The sequence below is a fragment of the Spirillospora sp. CA-108201 genome, from assembly GCF_050936235.1.
Taxonomy (GTDB): Bacteria; Actinomycetota; Actinomycetes; order Streptosporangiales; family Streptosporangiaceae; genus Spirillospora.
Genome location: NZ_JBNJNE010000001.1, coordinates 7,923,522 through 7,948,041, shown reverse-complemented (window position 1 = coordinate 7,948,041; position 24,520 = coordinate 7,923,522). Strand labels below are relative to the sequence as shown.

Here is a 24,520-nt window from a genome sequence, read left to right as displayed (position 1 = left end):
CACGACGAACGAGCAGATCAGTGCGCCACCGGGCCCCGCGCAAGGCGGAAGGTCAGGCCGTGGGCTCGGTGAGGACGCGTTTGGCCCAGCGGTAGTCGGCCTTGCCGCTCGGGGAGCGGACGATCGGGGTGAAGGTGACGAGGGCGGGGATCTTGTAGCCCGCGAGGTGCGTGCGGCAGTGGGCGCGCAGGTCCTCGACGGTGGCGGACGTGCCGGGGCGCAGTTCGACCACGGCGGCCACGCGTTCGCCGAAGCGGTCGTCGGGGACGCCCGCGACCAGGGCGTCCATCACCGCCGGGTGCGACTTGAGGGCCTGCTCGACCTCTTCGGGGAAGACCTTCTCGCCGCCGGTGCTGATGCAGCCGGAGCCGCGCCCGAGGACGACGACGGTGCCGTCGGCCTCGACGCGGGCCATGTCGCCGAGGATCGTCCAGCGCTCGCCGTCGATGACGGGGAACGTCCGGGCGGTCTTCACCGGGTCGCCCCAGTAGCCGAGCGGGACGTGGCCCGACCGGGCGACGTGGCCGACCTCGCCGGAGCCGCGCGGGACGGGCTTCATGCCCGCGTCGACGACGGTGACGCGCGGGCCGGCGGCGAGCCGCATCAGGCCGTCCTCGCCCACGCTGATGTCGCCGTCCACCCCGGACTCGGAGGCGCCGAAGCCGTTGCTGATGTGGAGGCCGGGGACCAGTTCGGCGAACTCCTCCTGGACGCTGCGCGACAGGATCGCGCCGCCGGAGCCGAGCACCCGGAACGACGACACGTCGTGGCGGGCGCCGTGCGCGCGGATCGCGTCGGCGAGCGGGCGGGCGATCGCGTCCCCGACCACCGTGACGATCATGGGCTTCTCGCGCTCGATCAGGCCGAGCGCCTCGATCGGGTCGAAGCGGCGCATCAGGATCGCGGTGGAGCCGGTGAACAGCGACATCAGCAGCGTGTAGGTCGCGGCGCCGTGCATCAGCGGCATCGTGAGCATGTAGCTGAGCGCCTGCCCGTCGCGTGCGGCGGCGGCGAGGGACTCCGCGGTGAGGTGCGGGTCGCCGTACGGGTTCCCGCCCTTCACGGCCGCCATGTACAAGTCCTCGTGGCGCCAGACGACGCCCTTGGGCAGCCCGGTGGTCCCGCCCGTGTAGAGGATGTAGCGGTCGTCGGCGCTCCGGCCTTCCCGGAGGGACGGGCCGATCTCGGTCTCGCTCGCGTCGTAGGCGGTGACGTCGACCTGGGGCGGCCATGCCGGGGCTTCGCCGTCCGTCCCGACGACCGCCACGTGGCGGAGCGCGGGGCAGTCGCCGGCCACGCGGGCGGCGGCGGGGGCGAACTCCGCGTCCACGACCAGGCCCGCCATCTCGGCGTCGGTGTAGATGTGGTGGAGCTCGCGGTCGGTGTACCGGTAGTTGACGTTGACCGGGACGGCGCGGGCCTTCAGGCAGCCGAGCAGCGCCTCGACGTACTCGGCGCTGTTCAGCATGTGGACGCCGACGTGGTCCCCGGGCGCGATGCCCGCGGCGCGCAGCCGGTGCGCCACGGCGTCCGCCCGCCGGTCCAGCTCGGCGAAGGTCGGCCTGCGGTCGCCGCAGACGAGGGCGAGGCGGCCGGGCACGGCCGCCGCCACCGCCTCGAAGAGGGTCGCCAGGTTCAGCGTCATGGCGCGAGACTAGAATTCATTCTCATCCGTACACAACGGCTGTCCCACTCAGCGGTCCGCGCCGATCAAACGGCCGCCGCGGGCCCGCTCAGCGGGACGTCCCCGGTGGTGGAACTAGAATACGTACTAGCCTCCCGGCGGACGATTCCCACACCGACCCGGAGGCTCCGATGAACGCTGACCTCTCCCTGGCGGGCCGTACCGCCATCGTCACCGGCGCGGGCGCGGGGCTGGGCCGCTGCGAGGCCCTCGCCCTGGCCGCGCGGGGCGCCAACGTCATCGTGAACGACATGGGCCCGGCCGCCGAGGAGGTCGCCGCCGAGATCGAGCAGGCGGGCGGCCAGGCCGTCGCGGTGACGGGGGACGTCGGCGACTGGTCGATGGGCGACACGCTGGTGTCGGCCGCCGTCGACACGTTCGGCTCGCTGGACGTCCTGGTCAACAACGCGGGCGTGCTGCGCGACAAGATGCTGTTCAACCTGTCGGAGCCGGACTGGGACGACGTGGTCCGCGTCCACCTGAAGGGCCACGCGTCGGTGTCGCGGGCCGCCGCCGTGCACTGGCGCGCGGCCGGCAAGGCCGCGGGCGGCCCGGTCTACGGGCGGGTGGTCAACACCGCGTCCGAGGCGTTCCTGTTCGGGTCGGCGGGCCAGCCGAACTACTCGGCGGCGAAGGCCGGCATCGTCGCGCTGACGCTGTCGACGGCGGCGGGCCTCGGCAGGTACGGGGTGCGCGCCAACGCGATCTGCCCCCGCGCCCGGACGGCGATGACCGAGGCGACGTTCGCGGAGGGCACCGCCCCCGGCGGGCTGGACTCCATGGCGCCCGAGCGGGTCGGGACGTTCGTCGGCTACCTGGCGTCCCCGGCGGCGGAGAAGATCAGCGGCCAGGTGTTCGTCGTGTACGGCGACATGGTCGCGCTGATGGCCGCGCCGACCGTGGAGCACAAGTTCACCGCCGCGAACGGCGTGTTCTCCGTCGAGGAGTTCGGCGCGCAGGTCACCCCGTACTTCGAGGGACGCGAGCCGCACCGGACCTACGCCGCCTACAGCGTCGCCGCGCTCGACGACACCGGCACCAGCAGGCACTGAGACGCGGAACGCCGCCCCCTCGCCGAAGCGGAGGGGGCGGCTTTCGTCCGCTCAGAACACGTCGGCTCAGAACACGTCCGGGCCGCGCAGGGTCGCCTCGGCGCCGCCGTCCACGTAGACGACCTGGCCGGTCATGTGGGTGTTGGCGGGCGAGACCAGCCAGCGCAGGGCCTCCGCGATCACCTCGGGGCCGGCGTAGCCGTTCAGCGGCATCGGGACGGCCTCGTTCATCACCTTGAGCATCGCCTCGTCCTCGAACAGCGGCGCGCTCATCGGCGTCCTGACGACGCCCGGCGCGACCGCGTTGAGCGGGATGCCCTCCCCGGCCCACTCGGGGGTGACGCACGCGCGGCGCATCCACCGGGCCAGCGCCGCCTTCGACGACGGGTACGTCCTGTTGCCCGCGCCCGCCGCGACGACCTTCGCCGCCGCCTCCAGCGCGGCGGGCTCGTCCCCGGCCAGGCAGGCCCGCACGGTGTCGTCGTCCGCGGGGTGCGTGCCGGCGATCGACCCGACGACGGCGGCGCGCGGGGCCCGCGCCCGGGCCAGCGCGGGGCGCAGGCCCTCCATCAGCGCGACGACGCCGAAGTAGTTGACCTTGACGGGCAGGTCGGTGAAGTCGGAGACGCCGGCGCAGGCGACGACGGCGTCCAGGGTGCCGCCGCACAGGTCCAGCACCTGCGCGACCGCCCGCGCCCGTCCCTCGGCGCCGCCGAGGTCGGCGCACACGTCGGCGTCGCGCAGGTCGACCCCGATGACCGTGTCGCCCTGCTCGCGCAGCTGCCCGGCGAGCGTGTTGCCGATGCCGGACGCCGTCCCGCTGACGGCGATGGTGCGTGCCATGGTGGTCCCTCTCAGGTGTGGGCGCCGCCGTCCACGCGGAGGTCGGCGCCGGTGAAGTAGGCGGCGTCGGACGAGGCGGCGAACGCGATCGCGGCCGCGATGTGCTCGGGCTCGGCCGCGCCGTAGTAGGAGCGGATCTTGGAGAAGTAGGTGAGGTCCAGGCCGTCCGGGAACATGCCCGGCGCCCGGGTCAGCGGGGTGTCGACGGCGCCCGGGGAGATCGGCACGACGCGGATGCGGCGGGCGGCCAGCTCGGCGGCGAGGCTCAGCGAGAACGCCAGCACGGCGCCCTTGGACGCCGAGTACGCCGTCATGAACGGGTTGCCCTGCGTCGCCGACAGCGACGAGGTGTTGACGATCACGCCGGTGCCGTCCGGGAGGTGCCGGAGGGCCTCGCGGCAGAACAGGGCCGTGCCGACGAGGTTGACGGAGAACATCCGGTAGAGGTCGTCCACCGTGAGGGTCTCGATCGGGGTGGTCTTGTGGACGCCCGCGACGTTGACGAGGACGTCGACGCCGCCGAGCGTTCCCGCCGCGTCCGCGACGGCGGCGACCACGGCGGCCTCGTCGGTAACGTCCGCCACGCGGGTGGCGACGGTGCCGGGGCCGCCCGCCGCCGCCGCGGCCGTGCCGGCGAGGCCCTGCTCCGAGACGTCCACGGCGTACACCGCGGCGCCCTCGGCGGCCAGGCGGATGGCGGTGGCCCGTCCGATGCCCGACGCCGCCCCGGTGAGCAGCACTTTCACGCCGTCAAAGCGATTCATGGCGGCACGCTAGCCGCGGGCGCGGGAGGTCCGCCGGGGCGGTCCCGATCACTGGGAGGCGCCGGGCGTCCCGTCGCCTGCGGGAGCGTTCGAACGGGGCGCCAGCAGCAGCCGGCAGGCGAGGCGGATGTCGCTCTCGACGTCGGCCATCGACGCGCGGCCGTTCAGGCTCGACTGGAGCACGCCGTACCAGCACTGCATCAGCAGCCGGACGAGGGTGACGTCCTGCGCGGTCGGCACCTCGATCCCCACCGCCCGGAGCAGGATCTCCCGGAACGTGCTGTCGATGTGGACGGTGTCGGCGACGGTGGCGACGTGGGCGGTGTTGGACGCGTGCAGCATCGACGTCGACAGGACCGGCTGCGCCATGAGGTGCCGGCTGGCCTGCACCAGCAGGTCGGCGACCGCGTCCTCCGGGCTCGTGCCGGGCGCGGGCTCGGAGACCTGGCCGCGGAGCCGGTCGACCTGCTTGGCCATGACCGCGGTGAACAGGTGGACCTTGGACGGGAAGTACCGGTACAGGGTGCCGATCGCGACCCCGGCGGCCTTCGCGACCTCGTGCATCTGGACGCGTTCGAGGGACTTCTCGGCGCCGATGCGCGACGCGGCGCGCAGGATGCGCTCGCGCCGGTCGTGCTGCTCCGGCGAGCTCGGCTCGGCGGACAGCCTGCCCGCTGCGATCCTCGCCACGGTCCCCCTCCGGTCCTCGCGCGTCCTGGTCCTTCTCCTGCCAGGAACAATATCCGGGCTCCGGACCGTCCCCGCGAACGTCCGTACCGGTCAGTGGGACGGGCCGCCCCTCCCCGGCCGGGCCGCGCCCTACGGTGTGCCCGCGCCGGGAACCCGAGGTCGGAGGGCATGCCACATGGGACGAGCCGGGTGGGACGACGAGTACGACGTGGTGGTCGCCGGCTCCGGGGCCGGGGCGCTGGCAGGCGCGCTCGCCGCCGCGTCGGGCGGGCTGCGCACCGCCGTCCTGGAGAAGACGGGCCTGCTCGGGGGGACGTCCGCGTACTCGGGCGCGGCGATCTGGCTGCCGGGGACGCGGGTGCAGGAGCGCGCCGGGCTCGCCGACTCGACCGAGGGCGCGCGGACGTACCTGCGGGCGCTGCTGGGCGACGACGAGGAGGAGCGCCGCGAGGCGTTCCTCGAAACGGCACCCGATCTGGTGGACTTCCTGGAGAAGGACCCCGCGGTCGAGTTCCGTTTCCAGGCGTTCCCCGACTACTTCGACGCGCCGGGACGCCTCGACATGGGGCGCTCGTTCGTCCCGCTGGAGCTGCCCGCCGAGCGGCTCGGGGAGCTCGCGGCGCTCGTCCGCCCGCCGGTCGACCGGGACAGGGCGGGGCGGGGGCATTCGGCGTCCGGTCCGCTGGCGCAGGGCCGGGCGCTGATCGGGCGGCTGCTGCTGGCGATCACCGCGACCGGCGCCGGGGAGGTCCGCACGCGGACCGCTCTGACCGACCTGGTCGTCGAGGACGGCCGGGTGACCGGGGTCGCGGCGATGACGGCGGACGGCCCGGTGCGGCTGCGGGCCCGGCGCGGCGTCCTGCTGGCGGCGGGCGGGTTCGAGTCGTCCACCGCCCTGCGGGCCGAGCGCGGGGTGCCGGGCGGCGCGGGCTGGACGATGGCCCCGGACGGCGCGAACACCGGCGACGCGATCGAGGCGGCCGTCCGGATCGGCGCGTCCACCGCCCTGCTCGACCAGGCGTGGTTCTGCCCCGGCCTGCTCGCCCCGGACGGCAGGCCCGCGTTCACCCTCGGGTTCCGCGGCGGGCTGGTCGTGGACGCCGCGGGCCGCCGCTTCGCCAACGAGTCCCTCCCCTACGACCGGATGGGCCGCGCGATGGCCGGTGCCGAGGGACCGTTCCATCTGGTCTGGGACTCGCGGGCGGACGGCCTGCCCGCGATCTCCGTCCCGCCGCTGCGGGCCGAGGACCAGCTCGCGTCGGGCGCCTGGGTCCGGGCCGAAACCCTGCCCGGACTGGCCGAGGCCACCGGGCTCCCGGCGGACGCGCTCACCGGGACGGTCGAGCGGTTCAACGGCTTCGCCGCCCAGGGAGCCGACGAGGACTTCCACCGCGGCGAGGACGCCTACGACCTCTATTTCTCCGGCGGCAGGCCCTGCGTCGTCCCCGTCGACCGGCCGCCCTACTACGCGGCGCGGGTCGTCCTCAGCGACCTCGGGACGAAGGGCGGGCTGCGCACCGACGCCGACGCCCGCGTCCTGGACGGCTCGGGCCGTCCCGTCCCCGGGCTCTACGCCGCCGGAAACAGCAGCGCCTCGTTCACGGGCCCCGTCTACCCGGGGCCCGGCGTGCCAATCGGGTCGGCCATGGCCTTCGCCTACCGCGCCGTCCAGGACATCAGGAGGAACCACACGTGAGATCAACGGGAAGGATCGCCCTCGCGGCCGCCGCGTGCGCCGCGACGGCCGGGATCGCCGCGGCCCCCGCGCAGGCGGCCCCGGCGCAGCGCGGGACGCTGCTCGGCGTCCGGCCGCTGGCGAACGCGGCGGCGCTGCCGAGCGCGTCCGCCAACCGGTTCGTCACCTACGTCTCCGAGGGCGTGGGCGGGAAGCGGATCACGGTCTCGGGGACGGTCGCCGTCCCGAAGGGCACGCCGCCGCGCGGCGGCTGGCCGGTGCTGAGCTGGGCGCACGGCACCACCGGGACGGCCGACGCCTGCGCGCCGTCCGCCGACACCGCGGACGGGCCGGCCCACGACTACCTGTCCGTCACCGAGTCGTACCTGGACAAGTGGGTCGCGAACGGCTTCGCGGTCGTCCAGACCGACTACGAGGGCCTCGGCACGCCCGGCGGGCACCCGTACCTGAACGGGGCCAGTGAGGCCAACACCGTCACCGACATCGTCCGCGCCGCCCGCAAGGCGGACCATCGCATCGGGCGCGACTGGTTCGTCGCCGGGCACAGCCAGGGCGGCCAGGCCACGCTCTACACGGCGGCGGCCCGGCAGACGCCCCGCGACATCCGGCTCAAGGGCGCGGTGTCGATCGCGCCCGGCTCGAACATGAGCCAGACGGCGCGGTACGTCAAGGCGCAGTACCCGGGCGCCGAGGTCGGGCTGCCGTTCCTGTTCGTGCTGCTCAACGGCGCGCAGGCGGCCGACCCGGCGTTCGTCCCCGAGGACCTGCTGACCGACGAGGCCGCCGCCGTCGCCAAGGCGGGCCGGACGAACGCGTGCCTTCTCCAGCTCAAGCAGCTCAGCAAGGCCCTGCCGCTGGACAAGGTGTTCCGCCCGGACGCCGACCTGACGCGGTTCGAGACCTACTACAACGCGCAGGAGGCGCTCGGCCTGACCCTGAAGGTCCCGACGCTGGTCGCCCAGGGCACCGCCGACCGCGAGGTCTCCCCCGCCGCGACGCGGAACATCGTCGGCGACCTGTGCAAGCGCTACGGGACCGTCGACCACCGGACGTTCGAGGGCGCCGACCACCGGGGCGCCATCAGCGCGTCCTTCGAGACGGCGCTGAAGTTCGCCCAGGCCGTCCGCAGAGGCGAAACACCGTCCACGACCTGCTGACCTGGCCCGTGTGGTCCCGTCCGCAGGTGGACGGGACCACACCCGTGGTATCGATTTGACCCTTTCCGTGCCCCTTTCGGGTGGTGCCGAGGATCCATCGGACGCTACATGTAGTAACTGATCGGCTACACGAAGCGACCGATCATCCGAAAGGGAAGAAGATGACCATGTCAGGGCTCACCCGGACCTGCGCCGTCCTCGCCGGAGCGGCGATGGTGGTCGGGACCGCGCTCCCCGCGCAGGCCGCGACGCCGGCGGTAGTGCACCACAAGACCTACGAGAACACCCTCACCGCGATGCACGGCGAGGCCATGGCGCACGCGAGCTACCACTTCTACGGCGAGCAGGCCGGCTACGAGCACCTGCCCAAGGTGCGCGCCCTGTTCATGAAGACCGCGAACACCGAGCTCCACGACCACTTCACCAAGGAGGCGCGCCTCATCCACTTCGTCCGCGACGACGCCGCCAACCTGCGCGAGAGCATCAAGGGCGAGATCGAAGAGGGCACGCAGATGTACCCGCGGTTCGCCAAGGAGGCGCGGGAGGACAAGGACCACAACGCCGCCCGCCTCTTCACCGAGATCGCGGCGGACGAGTTGAATCACGCCCGCTACTTCGCGAAGGCGCTGTACGCCATCGAGCACCACCACGGGGAGATCCCCGAGGGGCCCACCCCCGACCGCGTCAAGGTCGTCGCGGGCAAGCCCAAGGTGCACTCGGCGAGGACGCTCCGCAACCTGGAGACCGCGATGCACGGCGAGGCGTTCGCGAACGCCAAGTACACGCTCTACGGCGAGCACGCCAAGGCCCGCAGCCCGAAGCTGGCCCGGCTGTTCGAGCGCACCGCCGCGGTCGAGCTGACCGAGCACTTCGCCGGGGAGGCCGACCTCGCCGGATTCGTCCACCGCACCCGGGAGAACCTGCGCAAGAGCATCGCCGGTGAGACCTACGAGGCCACGCAGATGTACCCGAGCTTCGCCCGCACCGCCCGCGCCGAGCACGCCTACAAGGCCGCGCGCCTCTTCACCGAGATCGCCGGCGACGAGGCCGCGCACGCCCGCGCGTTCAAGTGCGCCCTCAAGCACCTTCACCACCACCATCACATGGCGCGCGCGGACTCCTGACCCCACGCCACGCGGCGCTCCTTTCGGGAGCCGCCGAGAACGGCCCGGCTCTCACCGAGAGCCGGGCCGGGCGTCTATAAGGCATCGACCGCATTCACTCTCGGCCGGGAGATGGGCCTTTCATCGTCCTCCCCCGCCCGCCCCTAAAAAAGGCAAGCCAGAGTGACAAAAAGGCCCCCTTCACAGGAGCGACCGTCTTTTCTCGCCGACGCGGCGAATCGCCGACCCGAGGACGGGTACTCGCTCAGCGGAAAATGACGCGATCGACCATCAAGGAATCGCCGGTGCACGTTTCCGAGTCAGCGACTGTTCCCGGGCACGCCAGACCTGGTCAACGCCCGTGAAGGTAAGTGGGAACGGCCGGGTTTCGTGCGCCTCAGGCGTCACCACTTCACCCGGCACTCACATTCGAACCACGCCGCAAGCCCCCAGAGCAGCCCATACGACGGCCCCCTGAAGACGGCGAACTCCCCATTCGCCACCGAGCCGTTCTGATGCCAGAATACCCGCTCCCAGAAGATCATCAAGCCAGGCGCACATCCCGACGATGATCTCGTGACACAGGTCATTCGCCGGCGGTCTCGGACCCCGGCGGCGCACAACCAAGGAGAACAGCATGAACTGCCCGAAGTGTGGTCACCAGATGACGAAGCCGGGCGACCAGGGGGGTCCATGTGGTTCTGCGGCAACTGCGGAAACGTGGAGCAGAGCTGAACCAGCAGGTCAGCCCACCGACTAGCGGGCTGGCACACCCATAAACAGCGGCCGTTCCCCGACCAGTTCGGGGGGCGGCCGCCTCTTTCGGCTCCCTGTCCTTCGCCGGCGCATCGCCCGTCGAACCGGATGCGCCGGGTCGGGTGGTCAGACGAGGTTGTCCTCCACCTTGAGGCCGAACTCGCCACGGCCGTACATGGAGAGGGCGTGCTCGACGTCGTTGGCGACGTGGACGCTGCCCGCGTGGGCGTCGCGCCAGGCGCGTTCGATGACGTTGCCGCGGTGCAGGGAGTTGCCGCCGGCGGTCTTGAAGAGGATGTCGATGGCCTCGATGGCGCGCTCGGTGCCGCGGACCTGGTCCCGGCGGGCGCGCAGGCGCAGCTCCATCGGGATCTTCTCGTTGCGGACGGCGTACTCGTGGATCTCGCGGACGTTGCGGTCGGTCTGCAGGACCGCGGCGTCGATCTCCGAGGCGGCGCGGGCCACGGCGACCTGGGCGAACTGGTCCTCGACGAAGCGACCGCCGCCGAGGCTGAGGCGGATCCGGTCGCGCATGCGGGCCACGTACAGGTCGTGGCAGCCGGCCGCCATGCCGATGACGCTGGCGGCGACGGTGCTGGTGAAGATCGTCCCGAAGGGCATCCGGTAGAGCGGGCCCGTGTTGACCTTGCGGCCGGGGTTGCGGAGCTGGGCCTGCTCGAAGTTGCGCATCGCGCGGTGCGCGGGGACGAACGCCTTCTCCACGACGATGTCGTCGCTGGCGGTGCCGCGCAGGCCCATCGAGTCCCAGACCTCGGCGATCTCGTAGTCGCGCCGGGGGACGAGGACGGTCATGAAGTCGACGGGGCGGCCCTCGGCGCCGACGACGAGCGCGCCGAGCAGGGCCCAGGAGGCAAACTCGCAGCCGGACGAGAACGACCAGCGCCCGGTCACCTCGTAGCCGCCGTCGACGGGCGTGAGGCGGCCGATCGGGGCGTAGGAGGAGGCGATGAGCGTGTCCGGGCCGGCGCCCCACACCTCGCGCTGCGCCTCGTCGGCGAACAGCCCGAGATGCCAGGAGTGGACGCCGAGGACGGCGGCGACCCAGCCGGTCGAGCCGCAGGCGCCGGAGACCGCGCGGATCACCTCGTAGAAGGCGACGGGGTCGTCCTCGGCGCCGCCGTACCGGGTGGGCTGGAGCATCCGGAACAGTCCGGCGGCGGTCAGCTCCCGGATCGTCTCGGCGGGGACGCGTCCCTTCTCGTCCACGGTCCGGGCCCGCTCGGCAATGCCGGGCAGCAGTCCGCGCACCGCGTCCAGGACCTCGTTGCTCATCCCCGCTCCTTCCCTAGTACGGCCCTTGCAGGAGACCATGGTCCCGCGCCGGCGCGGGGACGGGCGTCCCGCCCACCGGGACTCGGCGGTCGGGACGGTGACCTGCGACCTAACGTTCGAATCACCCATCCATCGCTGAAGGGATGATCCACGTGACCGCAACCGAGTCGGACGCCGTCCGCGCCATCGAGGCGGAGGCGATCAACCGCCGTTTCGCCCGGGGATGGCACTGCCTCGGGCTGGCCGAGAAGTTCCGGGACGGCAAGCCCCACACGGTCAACGCGTTCGGGCAGAAGCTCGTGGTCTTCACCGGTGAGGACGGCACGACGAACGTCCTGGACGGCTACTGCCGGCACATGGGCGGCGACCTGTCCCAGGGCACCGTCAAGGGCAACGCGATCGCGTGCCCGTTCCACGACTGGCGCTGGGGCGGCGACGGCCGCTGCAAGCAGATCCCCTACGCGCGCCGCGTCCCGCTGCGGGCCCGGACGGCCGCGTGGCCGACGATGGAGCAGGACGGGCTGCTGTTCGTCTGGAACGACCCGGAGGGCGGGAAGCCGCCGGAGGACGTGACGATCCCGGTGATCGAGGGCGCCACCCGCGACGACTGGACCGACTGGCGATGGACGGAGACGGTCGTCCACACCAACGCGCGCGAGGTCATCGACAACGTCGTGGACATGGCGCACTTCTTCTACATCCACAAGTCGTTCCCGACGTACTTCAAGAACATCTTCGAGGGCCAGGTGGCCACGCAGATCATGAAGGGCCGGACGCGGGAGGACGCGCGCCGGGAGGGCGGAGGCGGCGGGCCGAAGATGCTCGGCAACACCTCCGTGGCCTCCTACCACGGCCCCTCCTTCATGATCGACGAGCTGACGTACCACTACGAGGGGTACGACCTGCACTCCGTCCTGATCAACTGCCACTACCCGATCGACGAGAACTCGTTCTCGCTGCACTCGGGCATCATCGTCCAGCACAGCGACGCGCTCCCGGCCGACGCCGCGGAGGCGACCGCGCAGAAGCTGTCGGACTTCATCCTGACGGGCTTCGAGCAGGACATCGAGATCTGGCGGAACAAGACGCGCATCGACAACCCGCTGCTCTGCGAGGAGGACGGGCCCGTCTACCAGCTGCGCCGCTGGTACGAGCAGTTCTACGTGGACGCCGCCGACGTCGCGCCGGAGATGACCGACCGCTTCGAGTACGAGATCGACACGACGCGTCCGGTGGAGTCCTGGCAGAAGGAGGTCGACGCGAACATGGCCCGCCGGGAGGCCGAGGGGGCGTCGGCGTGACGACCCGCCAGGACGAGCGCCTCCTGGAGGGGCCGCTGCTGCCGGTCCGCTGCCGCCGCTGCGCCGCCGAGGTGCTGGTGCGCAAGTCGAGCTGGGAGCAGACGAGCATCCAGTGGAACGCCGAGGCCAGGGAGGCGTGCGTGGGTCTGGACGACCCGCACGCGACCTGCCCGGCGCTCCGCTCGGCCATCCAGGAGGCCGCGCTGAACGGCGCCATCACGGTGGTCGAGTGACGGGCGGACGGCTGGCCGGGCGGGTCGCGGTCGTGACCGGCGCGGGCGACGGGATCGGGCGCGGCATCGCCCGCCGCTTCGCCGCCGAGGGGGCCCGCGTGCTGGTCGCCGAGCTCGACCCGGAGTCCGGGGAGCGGGTGGCCGCGGAGATCGGAAAGGACGCCCGGTTCGTCCGGACGGACGTCACCGACAGGGCGCAGGTCCGCGCGATGGTGGACGCGGCGGTCGGGACGTGGGGCTCGGTGGACGTCCTGGTCAACAACGCCTGGGGCGCCGGGACGGTGAGCCGGGTGGAGACCAAGACCGACGAGCAGCTCGCCCGCGGGTTCGCGATGGGCTACTACGGCCCGCTGTGGGCGATGCAGGCCGCGTTCCCGCACATGAAGGCCCGCGGGTGGGGGCGCGTCATCAACATGTGCTCGCTGAACGGCGTCAACGCTCACATGGGGACCCTGGAGTACAACTCGGCCAAGGAGGCCCTCAGGACGCTGACCCGCACGGCGGCCCGCGAGTGGGCGCCGGCGGGCGTCGTCGTCAACGCGATCTGGCCGGGCGCCAAGAGCGCGGCGTTCCGCCGGATGGCGGCCGAGCATCCGGAGATCGAGGCCGCCGCCGACCGCGCCAACCCCATGGGCCGCCTCGGCGACCCGGAGACCGACATCGCCCCCGTGGCGGTGTTCCTGGCGTCCGAGGACGCCCACTACCTGACCGGAAACACCCTGTTCGCGGACGGCGGCTCGCACATCAACGGCGTCGCCTGGACCCCGGACCTGGACGGAGAGCAATGATCGACCGATACGGCCCGTGGGCCGTCGTCGCCGGCGGCTCGGAGGGCGTCGGCTCGGCCTTCGCGCACCGCCTCGCCGACGCGGGCCTGAACCTCGTGCTGATCGCCCGCAAGCCGGGGCCGCTGGCGGAGACCGCCGAGGCCGTCCGCGCGAAGGGCGTCGAGGTGCGCACCCTCGAACTGGACCTGGTCGCCCCGGACCCGGTGAAGGCGGTCCGCGAGGTGACCGACGGCCTGGACGTCGGGCTGCTGGTCTTCAACGCGGGCGCGAACAGCTACGGCCACGAGTTCGTCACCGGCGACCTGGACCGCTTCCAGGGCGTCATCGACCTCAACATCACCGCGCAACTCGCGCTGACGCACCACTTCGGCGCGCTGATGAAGGAGCGGGGACGCGGCGGCATCCTGCTGGTCGGCTCGCTGGCCGGCTACATGGGCCAGCCGCAGATCAGCATCTACTCGGCGGTGAAGGCCTTCGGCCGCGTCTTCGCCGAGGGGCTGTGGCTGGAGATGCGCGAGCACGGCGTGGACGTCCTGGAGCTGGTCCTCGGCGTGACCAGGACCCCGGCGATGGAGCGCGCCGGCCTCAACATGGACATGCCGGGCCTGAACGTCGCCGAGCCCGACGACGTCGCGCGCGAGGGTCTGGAGCACCTGGCGGACGGCCCGGTCTGGGTCGCGGGCGGCAACTACGACATGGCCCGCAAACGCGCCGGTTTCCCCCGCGAGAAGCTCGTCGCCGGGGCGCACGCCGCGATGCGGCGCATACTCCCGAAGCCGTCCTGACACGCTTCGGCCATCGACCGGCGGGCACGGGACATGTCCGTTCAGAGGGCGGTGACCTTGAGGACGTAGTCGTACCCCTCGGGCAGGGAGTCCTTCTCGCACGGCCACGAGGTCATCGGGTCGCCGTTGCTGATGGCGACCGTGCCCTTCTTCCCCCGGCCCTTCGAACCCAGCAGGCAGTCGCCCGCGCGGAGCCGCCGCTCGACGCAGAGGGCGATCCGGTCCGCCCCCTCGCCGTACTCCCACCACAGGGTGCCGTCCAGATCGCCGACCACGTCGATGCACGCGGACGAGTCGGTCGCCGCCTTGGTCACCCGGACGTAGGCGTCCGTCCGGCCGCAGTCGACCGCGTGCGGTTCGGGCTCGCTCCACTTGTCGGAGTCGTAGGGGGAGACGTAGGCGTCGAGGCAGTCGCCGGACGTGATCCTCTCGAAGGCGCTGCGCGTGGGGTCGGGGGTGGGGGCGCCGTTCCCGGCTCCGGTTCCGGGGCGGACGTTCCCGGCGACGGCGTCCCGGTGGTGCCGGTCGCCCGGGGCGAGGTCGCGTGGGCGGCGGTGCCCGACGAACCCGCCTCCTTCCCGCCGTTCGCGACGGCCCAGACGGCGAAGGCGACCAGCAGGACACCCGCCGCAGCGGCCGCGGCCAGGGCCGGCGCGGGCACGGGCCGTCCGAGCACGGGGACGCGCGGCGCGCGGCGGGTCGCGTCCGCGGGCACCAGGACCTCGGTCTCCGCGACCCGTGTGGCGATCATCGTGGCGACGGGCTCCGGCAGCGGAGGCTCCCCGCCCCGCACCAGCGCGGAGCAGCGGTCGACACGGCGGCCAGGCAGAACACGTCGCTCGCGCGCCGGACCTCGCGGCCGCGGAACTGCTCGGGCGACATGAACCCGGGCGTGCCGGCCACGGCGGTGCGGGTGGTCTGCGACGTGGCGTCCACGGCGCGGGCTATGCCGAAGTCGATGATGCGGGGCCCGTCCCGGGCGAGCAGGACGTTGCCGGGCTTGAGGTCCCGGTGGACCACGTTGCGGTCGTGGATCGCCATCAGCCCCTCGGCCAGGCCCGCGCCGAGCCCGGCCAGCGACTCCTCGGAGAACGCGCCGTGCTCGCCGACGGCATCGTGCAGCGTCGGGCCGGCGATGTACTCGGTCACGAGCCAGGGCGGATCGGCGCCGGGGTCGGCGTCCACGACGTGCGCGGTGTGGATGCCCCCGACCCGCCGCGCCGCCGCGATCTCCTGCTCGAACCGCCGCCGGAACTCCGGGTCCTCGGCCAGGTGGGGGTGGATCACCTTGACCGCGACCGCCCGGCCGCCCTGCGAGCGGCCCAGGTAGACCCGGCCCATCCCGCCCGCCCCGAGCCGCGCCAGCAGCCGGTACCGGCCGATCCTCTTCGGGTCGTCCGCCCGGAGCGGCCTCGGCTTCCCGCTGGACACCCGTTCGCCCTCCCGCGTCAACCGGTGTTCAGAAGAGACCTTTCCACAGAAACGGGCGCCGGTGACCGTGATCAGCGGGGCCGGTAGGCGCCGTCGCGGCGTTCGTAGACGGGGCCGGCGGCGTCGCGCCCCTCGGTGCGCAGGACGCGCTTGACGACCTTGTTGGTCGGGGTGCGGGGCAGGGCCTCGACCACGCGGACGTAGCGCGGGGCCCACTTGGTGCCGAGGTCCGGCTGGGCCGCCAGGAAGGCGGAGAAGGCGGACGGGTCGAAGGCGCGGCCCGGGGCCAGCGTGACGGCCGCCATCACCTGGTCGCCCACGCGGTCGTCCGGGACGGCGTAGACGGCGACGTCGGTGAAGGGCCCGAAGCGGGCCAGGAGGCGTTCGACGGGGGCGGTGGCGAAGTTCTCGCCGTCCACGCGCAGCCAGTCGTCGTCGCGGCCGGCGAAGTACCAGTAGCCGTCGGCGTCGCGGTAGGCGAGGTCGCCCGACCAGCTCCAGCCGTTGCGGACGCGCCGCGCCGTCGCCTCGGGGTTGTCGTAGTAGCCCTCGAACCTGGCGGCGCCCATCGTGTCGACGATCTCGCCGATGGCCTCCTCGGCGTTGAGGAGCAGCCCGTTCGCGTCGAACTCCGCGCGCGGGCATTCCCGCAGGGTCCCGGGGTCCATCACGACGGTGCCCGCCTCGGCGACGCCCAGCGAGCCGGGCGGCGTGCCCGGGACGCGGGTGAGGCGGATCTCGCCCTCGCTCGACCCGTAGGAGTCGATGACGGTGCAGCCGAAGCGGCGGGCGAACGCGTCGATGTCGCGCTGCGCCGCCTCGTTGCCGAACGCGACGCGGAGCGTGTTGTCGGCGTCGTCCGGCTTCTCGGGGACGGCCAGGATGTAGCTGAGGGGCTTGCCGACGTAGTTGAAGAACGTGACGCCGTGGCGGCGCACGTCCGGCAGGAACCCCGAGGCCGAGAAGCCGCGGCGCAGCACGATGCGGCCGCCCGCGGCGACGGCCGGCGCGATCCCGGCCATCAGCGCGTTCGAGTGGAACATCGGCATGACCACGTAGAACACGTCGTCGCGGGTGAGGCCGCGCCGGTCGCGCTGCTGGACGGCGATCCGGCCCAGCCTGCGCTGCGTGCAGATCACCGCCTTGGGGGCGGACGTCGTCCCGGACGTGAACACCAGCGAGAAGATCGTGTCGGGGTCCACCGGCGCGGGGGCGGCCAGGCGGGCGGAGGCCAGCCGCTCGGCGTGCGCGGGGGTGTCGACCTCCAGGGACGGGACGCGCGTGAGCCCGTCGAGCAGCGGCGCGCGGGAGGTCTCGGTGACCAGCAGCGCGCAGTCGGTGTGGGCGATGTCGCGGGCCAGCTCGGCGCCCCGCCGCGTCGGGTTCAGCTCCACGACCGGGACCCCGGCGAGCGCCGCGCCCAGCAGCCAGAACAGGTGCTCGGGGCCGTTCTCCAGGAACAGGCCGACGTGGCCGTCCAGGTCCCGGACGAGGGAGGCCCGCCGCAGGGACTCCGCGACGACCTCCCGCCAGGTCCAGGAGCGGTCCTCGAAGCACAGGCCCGTCCGGTCGTCGCCGCCGCGCGCCGCGACCAGTTCCGCGAACGCGGTCTCGCTGGCGGGACGGTCGTCGCCCAGTACCGCCATCTCTCTAAGCGCCCCGGTCTTCTCGTCCTGCATGTTGCCTTGGCCCCTTCTCGTCTCGGGCGCCTCCAGGGACTTGAAGTGGGGTGGAGGGGCGCCGTGGGCGAGTGCCGGGTAGGGGTAGACGCTGGATTGACGCGCCCCCCAGCTCGAAGGCTGGAGGTTCAGCTTGTGCCGCGTGTGCGGCGCTTCTGTGGCTTCCTGTTTCGCCGGGTCCTGCCTTCCGCTGGACGGAAGGTCTTGCGGTCCCTCCGCAGGCGTTTAGCCTGTCCGCCCGCCCGGCGGCCAGGATGTTGTTCGCGGCGTTGATGTCCCGGTCGTGGACCGCGCCGCATGCGCAGGCCCACTTGCGGATGTTCAGCGGCATCGACTCGGCGACCGTCCCGCAAGCCCCGCACAGCTTCGAGGACGGGAACCAGCGGTCGACCTTGGCGAAGGTGCGTCCGTGCCGGGCGGCCTTGTACTCCAGCATCGCCAGGAACTGGGACCAGCCCGCGTCGTGCACGGACTTGGCGAGCCGAGTGCGGGCCAGACCGCTCACGCACAGGTTCTCCACGTAGACCGCTTGGTTGTCGCGGATCAGTTGTGTGGACAGCTTGTGGTGGTGGTCGCGCCGCGCGTCGGCGACTCGCGCGTGCAGCCGGGCGGCCCTTGCGGCGGCCTTGCGCCGGTTGGCCGACCCCTCGGTCTTGCGGGACAGAGCCTGCTGCGCCTTGCGGAGCCTGCGCTCGGCGCGGCGCAGGAACCTGGGGCTGCTGATCTCGCGGCCGTCCGACAGCACCGCGAAATGCGCCAGCCCCAGATCGAGGCCGACCTCGGCTTCCGTCTGCGGCAGTGGCTCGTCGGTGGTTTCGACGACGAAGGAGGCGAAGTACCGGCCAGCCGCGTCACGGATCACCGTCACCGACGACGGCACGGACGGCAGCGTCCGGGACCACCGCACCGGTACGTCTCCGATCTCGGGCAGGCGTAGCTTCCCGCCCGCGGTGATCTTCCAGCGGGCGTTGCGGGTGAACCGGATCGCCTGACGCCGGTCCTTGCGGGACCGGTACCGGGGCGCCGCAACCCCGCGGCCCTTCCGCTTCCCCGTCACCGACGCGATGAAGTTGCGGTAGGCGGTGTTCAGATCAGCCAGGGTCTGCTGCAGGACGACGGCCGAGACCTCGCCCAGCCACACCCGCTCGGGAGTCTTCTTCGCTTCTGTGATGACCTGCTTGGACAACTCCCCGTCCGACGGGTACGGCAGCCCGGCCGCGCGCGCCCGCTCGCGTGCGCGCAGGGCGTCGTTGAACACCACCCGCGCACACCCGAACGCCCTGGCCAGCGCCTGCTGCTGCCCGGGAGCCGGGTAGAGCCGGAACCGGTACCTCAACCACACACCCCGATCCTGCCATCGGCCTATGACAGACCGAAGCGATATCAAGACCGGCAGGCGGCACTCGGGCCTGACGGCCGCCCCACGCGGGCCCTCACCCCCGCTCTGCAGGCCCGAGCAGCCGCCCTTAACCCGGTAGCCGCTCGCCACCACCGCGTGCTCGACCGCGCCGACCGACTCGAAGCCGCAGACCTCCGCGTGCCGGGCGTACTCGCCGATCCACGCGGGATCGGCGGTGACGCCCGCCGCCACGGGAAGCAGGACGGCGTACTTCATCCGATTCCTCTCCGTTCTGGGTCGTCAGTTCGCGGCGGCGGCGCGTCCGGCGCGGCGGCCGAAGAACGTGCCGTCGCCGAGGGACGTCCCGCTGATGTAGCCCTCGCCGTGGATGCCGGAGGCGGTGCGCCCGGCGGCGTACAGGCCGGGGATCGGCTCACCGGAGTTGTTGCGGACCTCGCCGTCCGCGGTGGTGTCGAGGCCGCCGAGGGTGAACCCGCCGGCGCCCGTCCCGGCGCCGTGCCTGCCGGCGCCGAAGAACCCGTCGGCCGGGTCGATCGCCGCGAACGGCCCCTTCAGGGGGCGCAGCCACCGGGGGTCCTTGCGGAAGTAGGGATCCTCGCCCCGCTCCGCGAACCGGTTGTAGGTCTCGACGGTCGCCTCCAGCGAACCGGGCGGCAGGCCGAGTGACTCCTCCAGTTCCGCGAGCGTCTCCGCCGCGTGCTTGGGGCGGACGCCCCACATGTCGGCCTCGGCGATCTCGTCGTGCCCGGCCTCGTCGATGATCGCCCAGTAGGGACCGGGCTGGTGCTGGACGGCCCGGTGGCTGAACAGGCCCGGGTAGACGTCCTCGTTGATGAACCGGCGGCCGAGGCCGTCGACGAGCATGCCGCGGCAGATGACGGCGGGGTTGGCGGTGAGCGCGATCTCCACCGACGCCATGCGGCGGGTCGCGGCGCCGAGCGCGGTCGCCATCCGGATGCCGGATCCGTCGCTGGTGCCGTCGCTGACCTTGTCGTGCCCGAGCAGCACCGGGGCGTGGTCGGCGAGCATGTCCTCGTTGTCGACGAACCCGCCGGAGGTCAGGACGACGCCCCTGCGCGCCCGGTAGGCCACCCGGTCGGCGAACCTGCGCGCGACGACGCCGGTGACGCGGCCGGCGCCGTCCACGACGAGGTTCGTGGCGTAGGTGTCCTGGTGGGCGACGGCGCCCGCCCCGGCGGCGGCCGCGATCAGCTTCTCCATGAGGACGCCGCCGGCGAACATCGGCGTCTCCGGGCGGTGCCCGCGGGGCGCGGGGCGGGCGATCTCGTTGTACGGCCAGGCGTTCTCGCCGAGCCACATCAGGCCGTCCTCGGTGTACGGCATCCAGCCCGGCGCGTCGAACAGGCTCTCCTTGAACGGGACGCCGCGCGCGCGGAACCACTCGAAGTGCTCCACGCTCCCGTCGCAGTACAGCCGCAGCTTCTCCGCGTCGGCGTGCGGGCCGAGCGCCGCCGTGAGGAAGGCGAACATGTCGTCGGGCGTGTCGTCGAAGCCGCACGCCTTCTGCACCCGGGTGCCGCCGCCGAGGTACAGCTCCCCGCCCGACTGGGCGGACGTCCCGCCGGGGCCGCTCGACCGCTCCAGGACGAGCACGTCCGCGCCCGCCGCCGCGGCCTCGTAAGCCGCGGCGGCGCCGGCGGCCCCGAAGCCGACCACCAGCACGTCGCACTCGTGGTCGAACTCCACCTCCGCAGCGCCGACCGGTTCCACCGGGGGCTTCGCCATCGGCGTCAGCCCTTCCGCGGCGGGACGAAGGCGGCCAGCGGCTCGGAGCCGGACCAGTCGTGGCCCCAGTAGCTGTCCCTCGTGATCTCCTCGGCGGTGTAGTACGACTCGTCCACGAGCATGCCCTCGCAGCCGTACTCGACGTCCCAGCCACCGGGGGCGCGCACGTAGAACGACACCATCTTGTCGTTGGTGTGGCGGCCCAGCGTGGACGAGATCGAGAAGCCCTTCCTCGTGATGGAGTCGAGCGCGATGCCGACCGCGTCGAGCGTGTCGACCTCCACCATGAGGTGGACGAGGCCCGGGTCGCCGTCGAACGGCGCCGGGCAGATCGCGATGCTGTGGTGGCGCTGGTTGACGCCCATGAACCGGACCTTCGCGGCGCCGCCGCCGACCTTCATCGCGCCGCGCGGCAGGAACCCGAGGACCTCGGCGTAGAACGCGACGGTCTCGGCGAACCGGGGGGTCGGGAGCACGACGTGGCCCATGCCCATGGGGCCGGTGACGAACTTCTGCGCGAAGCCGGTGCGCAGCGGGTCGTGGTCCAGGAGCGGGCCCCAGAACACCTCGACGGGGGTGCCGCCCGGGTCGGTGAACGCGATGGCCTCCTCCGCGTCGCGCTCCGCCGCCTCCTCGGACGTCAGCCGCGTCACGGCCGTCCCGGACTTCTCCACGGCCTCGCGGACGGCGGCCAGCGCGTACTGGTCGCGGACCTCCCAGCCGACGGCCAGCACCCGGTCGGTGTCGCCGGGCAGCACCTGGAGGCGCGAGCGGCGCTCGTCCATGCGCAGGTAGAGGCCGCCCGGGTCCGGCCCGCTCCCCTCGGCGAAACCGAGCCCGTCCAGGGCGAACTCGCGCCAGCGGTCGATGTGCCGGGTCTGGACCTTCAGATATCCCAGCCCTCGGATCTGCGTCACTGTCCTCGGTCCCTTCTGGATGGCGGCCCGCGCGGCGGACGTCGAGCCTCAACCTGCCAAATCCGGGGGCGGGCCGCCGGGCGCTTCCCGCTGAGTGAGAGTCTTCCTGCGGCGGGCGGACGGCGGCGGCTCTCATCTTCGAGGGAGGTCTGATGACGACGGAAAGGCCGGTCGCGATGGTGACCGGGGCGAGCCGGGGCATCGGCAGGCGGACGGCGCTCGCGCTGGCCGCCGCCGGGTACGACGTGGCGTTCACCGCGCGCACGGTGGAGGAGGGCCGGGGCCGGATACCGCCGCGCCACGGACGGGCGGAGGCGATCCCCGTCCCCGGGAGCCTGGAACGCACCACGGCGGAGATCGAGGCGCTCGGCGCGCGGGCCCTGCCGGTGCGGATGGACCTGCTCGACCGGGCGAGCGTGACGGCCGCCGCGACGGCGGTCCTCGACGCGTGGGGACGCGTGGACGTCCTGGTCAACAACGCGGTCGCGCACATCGCGGGCACCCACGAGCGGTTCCTCGACCTCGACCCGGAGGTGGCCGCGCGGACCGTCGAGGGCAACTACCTGAACCAGATCGTGCTGCTCCAGGCCGTCCTGCCCGCGATGCTGGCGCGGGGCGGCGGGACGATCGTCAACCTGTGCTCGGGGTCGGCGACCACCGACCCGCCCGGACCGCCGGGCGAGGGCGGCTGGGGCGTGGCGTACTCCGCGTCCAAGGCGGCGTTCGGGCGCCTCGCCGGCGCGGTCAACGCCGAGTACCGCGGCGCGGGCGTCCGCGCGTTCAACCTCGACCCCGGGTTCGTCGTGACCGAGGCGGGCGCGGCGCGCGGCGGCCTCGACGGCCTGAAGGACGAGGGCTTCCAGCCGACGCCGGAGGAGGCGCCGGCGGCGGCCGTGGTCTGGCTGGTCACCGACCCGGCCGCGGACGGGTACCTGGGCCGGGTCGTCCGGACCCCCAAGCTCGTCGCCGACCGCGACCTGCTCGGCTAGATCGTTGATGGGGGTTTGCTGAACCGCTGCGGGCATGACGAAGGGCGCCCATGATCAGTGTGTGAAGACAAACCTGGACGCCCTTCTGACCGCACTCTACGTCCATCTGGACGATCACGTCCTGCGGTCGGCCGACCGCACCCGCAGACGCGGCCCCGACCGCACCCTCAACGACGCTGAACTGGTGTGCGTCGCTGTGGCCCAGGTCCTGCTCGGCTGCGATTCCGAGCGGCGGTGGCTGCGGACCGCGCCCGGCAGGATCGGGCACCTGTTCCCGCGGCTGCCCGGTCAGTCCGAGTACAACCGGCACCTGCGCGATGCCGCGCCCGCTCTGTTCGCCGCTTCGATGTGGCTGGTCCGCCAGACGCCCTCCTGGCAGGAGCGGCTGCGGCTGATGGACGGCACTCCGCTGCGCTGCGGCGCCTCACGCACCACCGTGCACCGCTCGGCCCTGGGCGAGATCGCCGGCTACGGCATGGACAAGTCCCACCACGCCTTCTACTGGGGCGCCAAACTGATGCTGATCACCACCGCCGAAGGCGCGGTGTGCTCCTTCAGCCTGGCCCACCCCAAAGAGCTGGACGAACGCAAACAGGCCGTGCACCTGCTGCACGTCCAGCAGGCCGCGCCGGGACCGTGCCCGATCGTGTGCGACAAGGGATTCGCCGGAGCCGGGGTGGAAAAGGCCGCCGCCGACCTGGGCCATATCCTGATCCGCCCCGTCCGCGACGACGAGCCCGAACCCGCCGTGAAGGTGTTCCCCAGCTGGCTGCGCCAGCGTATCGAGGCGGTGATCTGGACACTGAAGAACCAACTCGGGCTGGAACGCCACGCCGCCCGCACCACCGAAGGCCTGTGGACGCGCCTGTGCCAGCGCATCCGCGCCCTCAACGCCGCGATCTGGCACAACTGGCTCATCGACGCCCCAACCAAGCGATCACTTACCGCCTACGACCACTAACCAGAGCACTCAACAACCCCCATCAACGATCTAGGGGCCGGTTGGGGCGCGGCGTGCCGGGCGGTGGAGGCGCCCACGCTCCCGGCACGCCGCGAGTCGGCGGGACTCAGATCATCGAGCGCATCGGGCCCTGGGGCGGCTCGATGTCCAGGTCCGTCAGGGCGGAGACGTGGTAGACCGAGCCCGGGACGTGGATGGCGTGGGCGAGGCCGACGTGCGCGTCCCGCCAGAACCGCTGGATCGGGTTGTCGCTGCGCATCGCGTTGCCGCCGGACCGCACGACGATCTCGTTCATCGCCTGCACCGCCCGCCACGCCGCGCGGACCTGGGTGCGGCGCCCGGCGGCGCGCTCGGCGAACGTCGGCACGTGCCCGGCGGCGACCATGTCGTAGATCCGCGAGCAGTTGTCGAGCAGGGCCGTCCGGGACGTCCTGATCTCCTCGGCCGCCTCGCTGATCGCGTACAGCACGTACGGGTCGTCCTTGATCTTCGTGCCGGTGATCTGGACGCGGTTGCGCTGGTAGGCCAGGTGGTGGTGCAGCGCGCCCTCGGCGATGCCGATCACCGCGGAGGAGATGCCGAGCGGGAACACGCAGGAGAACGGCATCAGGTAGGACGGGTTGGTCAGCCCCGCCTCGCGCGGCGCCGAGCCGTCCACGACCTTGGAGTACTCCAGCGTCCGGTACGCCGGGACGAACGCGTCCCTGACGATGATGTCCTTGCTGCCGGTGCCCTTCAGCCCGGCGACGTCCCAGGAGTCCTCGACGATCTCGTAGTCCGAGCGCGGCAGGATCATGTGCAGCGACCGCGGCGGCTGCGCCATCCTCCCCTCGTCGTCGCCCAGCATCGCGCCGAGGAAGATCCAGTCGCAGTGGTCGGTGCCGGAGGAGAACTGCCAGCGGCCGTTGAAGACGTAGCCGCCGTCCACGGGGCGGGCGATGCCCATCGGCGCGTACGGGGACGCGATCCAGGTGTCGGGGTCCTCGCCCCAGATCTCCTCGCGCACCTTCGGGTCGGCGTAGGCCATCTCCCACGGATGGACGCCGACGATGCCGGCGACCCAGCCGGTGGAGCCGTCCAGGGAGGCGATCCCCATGACCGTCTCGGCGAACTCGCGCGGGTGGACCTCCAGGCCGCCGTGCGCCTCCGGCTGGAGCAGCCGGATCGCGCCCGCGTCCCTGAGGATCTCGGCCGCCTTGTCGTCGAGCCTGCCGAGCGCCTCGTTGGCCGGGCCGAGCTCGCGGATCTGCTCCGCCCTCTCCATGATCGTGTCTAGCACGCGGTCAGCCATC

At 72.6% G+C, this 24,520-nt stretch carries 21 protein-coding genes and 1 pseudogene; 10 read left to right on the top strand and 12 right to left on the bottom strand.

What is annotated here, in order from left to right; genetic code table 11:
* Nucleotides 1-52: 52 nt before the first annotated feature.
* On the bottom strand, nt 53-1,645 hold the full coding sequence (locus ACQEU6_RS38200; protein ID WP_499338567.1) for an acyl-CoA synthetase: 1,593 nt from the start codon (nt 1,643-1,645) through the stop codon (nt 53-55).
* A 170-nt stretch (nt 1,646-1,815) separates the two neighbouring features.
* Here ACQEU6_RS38200 and ACQEU6_RS38195 point away from each other — a divergent pair, with 170 nt between their 5' ends.
* On the top strand, nt 1,816-2,736 hold the full coding sequence (locus ACQEU6_RS38195; protein ID WP_499338566.1) for an SDR family NAD(P)-dependent oxidoreductase: 921 nt from the start codon (nt 1,816-1,818) through the stop codon (nt 2,734-2,736).
* 66 nt (nt 2,737-2,802) lie between these two features.
* Here ACQEU6_RS38195 and ACQEU6_RS38190 read toward each other — a convergent pair whose 3' ends face one another.
* From ACQEU6_RS38190 to ACQEU6_RS38180, 3 genes are read right to left on the bottom strand one after another with little or no spacing between them, the layout of a single operon-like run.
* On the bottom strand, nt 2,803-3,579 hold the full coding sequence (locus ACQEU6_RS38190) for an SDR family oxidoreductase (protein WP_499338565.1): 777 nt from the start codon (nt 3,577-3,579) through the stop codon (nt 2,803-2,805).
* An 11-nt stretch (nt 3,580-3,590) separates the two neighbouring features.
* Nucleotides 3,591-4,343, bottom strand: a complete 753-nt coding sequence (locus tag ACQEU6_RS38185; protein ID WP_499338564.1) for an SDR family NAD(P)-dependent oxidoreductase — start codon at nt 4,341-4,343, stop codon at nt 3,591-3,593.
* Nucleotides 4,344-4,391: 48 nt separating this feature from the next.
* Nucleotides 4,392-5,033, bottom strand: coding sequence for a TetR/AcrR family transcriptional regulator (locus tag ACQEU6_RS38180; RefSeq protein ID WP_499338563.1), 642 nt, complete (start codon nt 5,031-5,033; stop codon nt 4,392-4,394).
* Nucleotides 5,034-5,208: 175 nt separating this feature from the next.
* On the opposite strand from ACQEU6_RS38180, the gene ACQEU6_RS38175 reads away from it, so the two are divergent.
* The 3 genes from ACQEU6_RS38175 (at nt 5,209) to ACQEU6_RS38165 (ending at nt 9,010) form a co-directional block, all read left to right on the top strand.
* Nucleotides 5,209-6,729, top strand: coding sequence for an FAD-dependent oxidoreductase (locus ACQEU6_RS38175; RefSeq protein ID WP_499338562.1), 1,521 nt, complete (start codon nt 5,209-5,211; stop codon nt 6,727-6,729).
* Entirely contained in the window at nt 6,726-7,886 is a 1,161-nt protein-coding gene (locus ACQEU6_RS38170) for an alpha/beta hydrolase family protein (RefSeq protein ID WP_499338561.1), read from the top strand. The genes ACQEU6_RS38175 and ACQEU6_RS38170 overlap by 4 nt, the downstream gene beginning before the upstream one ends.
* Nucleotides 7,887-8,053: 167 nt before the next feature.
* On the top strand, nt 8,054-9,010 hold the full coding sequence (locus ACQEU6_RS38165; protein ID WP_499338560.1) for a ferritin family protein: 957 nt from the start codon (nt 8,054-8,056) through the stop codon (nt 9,008-9,010).
* 861 nt (nt 9,011-9,871) lie between these two features.
* Here ACQEU6_RS38165 and hsaA read toward each other — a convergent pair.
* The gene (hsaA, locus tag ACQEU6_RS38160) at nt 9,872-11,038 is read right to left on the bottom strand and encodes a 3-hydroxy-9,10-secoandrosta-1,3,5(10)-triene-9,17-dione monooxygenase oxygenase subunit (protein ID WP_499338559.1); all 1,167 of its coding nucleotides are present in this window, start codon (nt 11,036-11,038) and stop codon (nt 9,872-9,874) included.
* A gap of 143 nt (nt 11,039-11,181) precedes the next feature.
* On the opposite strand from hsaA, the gene ACQEU6_RS38155 reads away from it, so the two are divergent.
* From ACQEU6_RS38155 to ACQEU6_RS38140, 4 genes are read left to right on the top strand one after another with little or no spacing between them, the layout of a single operon-like run.
* The gene (locus tag ACQEU6_RS38155; protein ID WP_499338558.1) at nt 11,182-12,339 is read left to right on the top strand and encodes a 3-ketosteroid-9-alpha-monooxygenase, oxygenase component; all 1,158 of its coding nucleotides are present in this window, start codon (nt 11,182-11,184) and stop codon (nt 12,337-12,339) included.
* Entirely contained in the window at nt 12,336-12,572 is a 237-nt protein-coding gene (locus ACQEU6_RS38150; RefSeq protein ID WP_089309888.1) for a ferredoxin, read from the top strand. The genes ACQEU6_RS38155 and ACQEU6_RS38150 overlap by 4 nt, the downstream gene beginning before the upstream one ends.
* Nucleotides 12,569-13,360 (top strand): SDR family NAD(P)-dependent oxidoreductase, encoded by a 792-nt coding sequence (locus ACQEU6_RS38145; protein WP_499338557.1) that lies wholly within the window; start codon nt 12,569-12,571, stop codon nt 13,358-13,360. The genes ACQEU6_RS38150 and ACQEU6_RS38145 overlap by 4 nt, the downstream gene beginning before the upstream one ends.
* Nucleotides 13,357-14,145 carry an SDR family NAD(P)-dependent oxidoreductase gene (locus tag ACQEU6_RS38140; protein WP_499338556.1) on the top strand — a complete coding sequence of 263 codons (789 nt, stop codon included), beginning with the start codon at nt 13,357-13,359 and terminating at the stop codon, nt 14,143-14,145. The genes ACQEU6_RS38145 and ACQEU6_RS38140 overlap by 4 nt, the downstream gene beginning before the upstream one ends.
* 41 nt (nt 14,146-14,186) lie before the next feature.
* On the opposite strand, the gene ACQEU6_RS38135 is transcribed toward ACQEU6_RS38140, so the two are convergent.
* From ACQEU6_RS38135 to ACQEU6_RS38110, 6 genes and pseudogenes are all read right to left on the bottom strand, one after another.
* A complete protein-coding gene (locus ACQEU6_RS38135) occupies nt 14,187-14,459 on the bottom strand; it encodes a hypothetical protein (RefSeq protein WP_499338555.1) in 273 nt (90 codons plus the stop codon).
* 433 nt (nt 14,460-14,892) lie between these two features.
* Entirely contained in the window at nt 14,893-15,576 is a 684-nt protein-coding gene (locus ACQEU6_RS38130) for a serine/threonine-protein kinase (protein WP_499338554.1), read from the bottom strand.
* A 71-nt stretch (nt 15,577-15,647) separates the two neighbouring features.
* Nucleotides 15,648-17,255: an AMP-binding protein gene (locus ACQEU6_RS38125; RefSeq protein WP_499338553.1), complete on the bottom strand. Its 1,608-nt coding sequence runs from the start codon at nt 17,253-17,255 to the stop codon at nt 15,648-15,650.
* A 193-nt stretch (nt 17,256-17,448) separates the two neighbouring features.
* A pseudogene (locus ACQEU6_RS38120) lies at nt 17,449-18,597 on the bottom strand (RNA-guided endonuclease InsQ/TnpB family protein); the annotation flags it as partial.
* Between the two features lie 297 nt (nt 18,598-18,894).
* On the bottom strand, nt 18,895-20,361 hold the full coding sequence (locus ACQEU6_RS38115) for an FAD-dependent oxidoreductase (protein ID WP_499338552.1): 1,467 nt from the start codon (nt 20,359-20,361) through the stop codon (nt 18,895-18,897).
* Nucleotides 20,362-20,366: 5 nt separating this feature from the next.
* Nucleotides 20,367-21,278, bottom strand: coding sequence for a VOC family protein (locus ACQEU6_RS38110; protein WP_499338551.1), 912 nt, complete (start codon nt 21,276-21,278; stop codon nt 20,367-20,369).
* Nucleotides 21,279-21,430: 152 nt separating this feature from the next.
* Between ACQEU6_RS38110 and ACQEU6_RS38105 the strand changes: the two genes are divergently transcribed.
* Together ACQEU6_RS38105 and ACQEU6_RS38100 are read left to right on the top strand one after the other, a co-directional pair.
* Complete coding sequence (locus tag ACQEU6_RS38105; protein ID WP_499338550.1) at nt 21,431-22,267, top strand: SDR family NAD(P)-dependent oxidoreductase; 837 nt, start codon at nt 21,431-21,433, stop codon at nt 22,265-22,267.
* A gap of 61 nt (nt 22,268-22,328) precedes the next feature.
* Nucleotides 22,329-23,228: a transposase gene (locus tag ACQEU6_RS38100; protein WP_499333365.1), complete on the top strand. Its 900-nt coding sequence runs from the start codon at nt 22,329-22,331 to the stop codon at nt 23,226-23,228.
* 106 nt (nt 23,229-23,334) lie between these two features.
* Here the strand turns inward: ACQEU6_RS38100 and ACQEU6_RS38095 are convergent, their stop codons facing one another.
* The gene (locus ACQEU6_RS38095) at nt 23,335-24,519 is read right to left on the bottom strand and encodes an acyl-CoA dehydrogenase family protein (RefSeq protein WP_499338549.1); all 1,185 of its coding nucleotides are present in this window, start codon (nt 24,517-24,519) and stop codon (nt 23,335-23,337) included.
* Between the last annotated feature and the right edge of the window lies 1 nt (nt 24,520).

Excerpts from the sequence above, each read along its gene's own strand:
- ACQEU6_RS38195 (WP_499338566.1), top strand. The coding sequence starts at position 1,816 with ATGAACGCTGACCTCTCCCTGGCGGGCCGTACCGCCATCGTCACCGGC.
- ACQEU6_RS38105 (WP_499338550.1), top strand. The coding sequence starts at position 21,431 with ATGACGACGGAAAGGCCGGTCGCGATGGTGACCGGGGCGAGCCGGGGC.
- ACQEU6_RS38190 (WP_499338565.1), bottom strand. The coding sequence starts at position 3,579 with ATGGCACGCACCATCGCCGTCAGCGGGACGGCGTCCGGCATCGGCAAC.
- ACQEU6_RS38200 (WP_499338567.1), bottom strand. The coding sequence starts at position 1,645 with ATGACGCTGAACCTGGCGACCCTCTTCGAGGCGGTGGCGGCGGCCGTG.
- ACQEU6_RS38175 (WP_499338562.1), top strand. The coding sequence starts at position 5,209 with ATGGGACGAGCCGGGTGGGACGACGAGTACGACGTGGTGGTCGCCGGC.
- ACQEU6_RS38125 (WP_499338553.1), bottom strand. The coding sequence starts at position 17,255 with ATGCAGGACGAGAAGACCGGGGCGCTTAGAGAGATGGCGGTACTGGGC.
- ACQEU6_RS38115 (WP_499338552.1), bottom strand. The coding sequence starts at position 20,361 with ATGGCGAAGCCCCCGGTGGAACCGGTCGGCGCTGCGGAGGTGGAGTTC.
- ACQEU6_RS38155 (WP_499338558.1), top strand. The coding sequence starts at position 11,182 with ATGATCCACGTGACCGCAACCGAGTCGGACGCCGTCCGCGCCATCGAG.
- ACQEU6_RS38095 (WP_499338549.1), bottom strand. The coding sequence starts at position 24,519 with ATGGCTGACCGCGTGCTAGACACGATCATGGAGAGGGCGGAGCAGATC.
- hsaA (WP_499338559.1), bottom strand. The coding sequence starts at position 11,038 with ATGAGCAACGAGGTCCTGGACGCGGTGCGCGGACTGCTGCCCGGCATT.
- ACQEU6_RS38140 (WP_499338556.1), top strand. The coding sequence starts at position 13,357 with ATGATCGACCGATACGGCCCGTGGGCCGTCGTCGCCGGCGGCTCGGAG.
- ACQEU6_RS38165 (WP_499338560.1), top strand. The coding sequence starts at position 8,054 with ATGTCAGGGCTCACCCGGACCTGCGCCGTCCTCGCCGGAGCGGCGATG.
- ACQEU6_RS38185 (WP_499338564.1), bottom strand. The coding sequence starts at position 4,343 with ATGAATCGCTTTGACGGCGTGAAAGTGCTGCTCACCGGGGCGGCGTCG.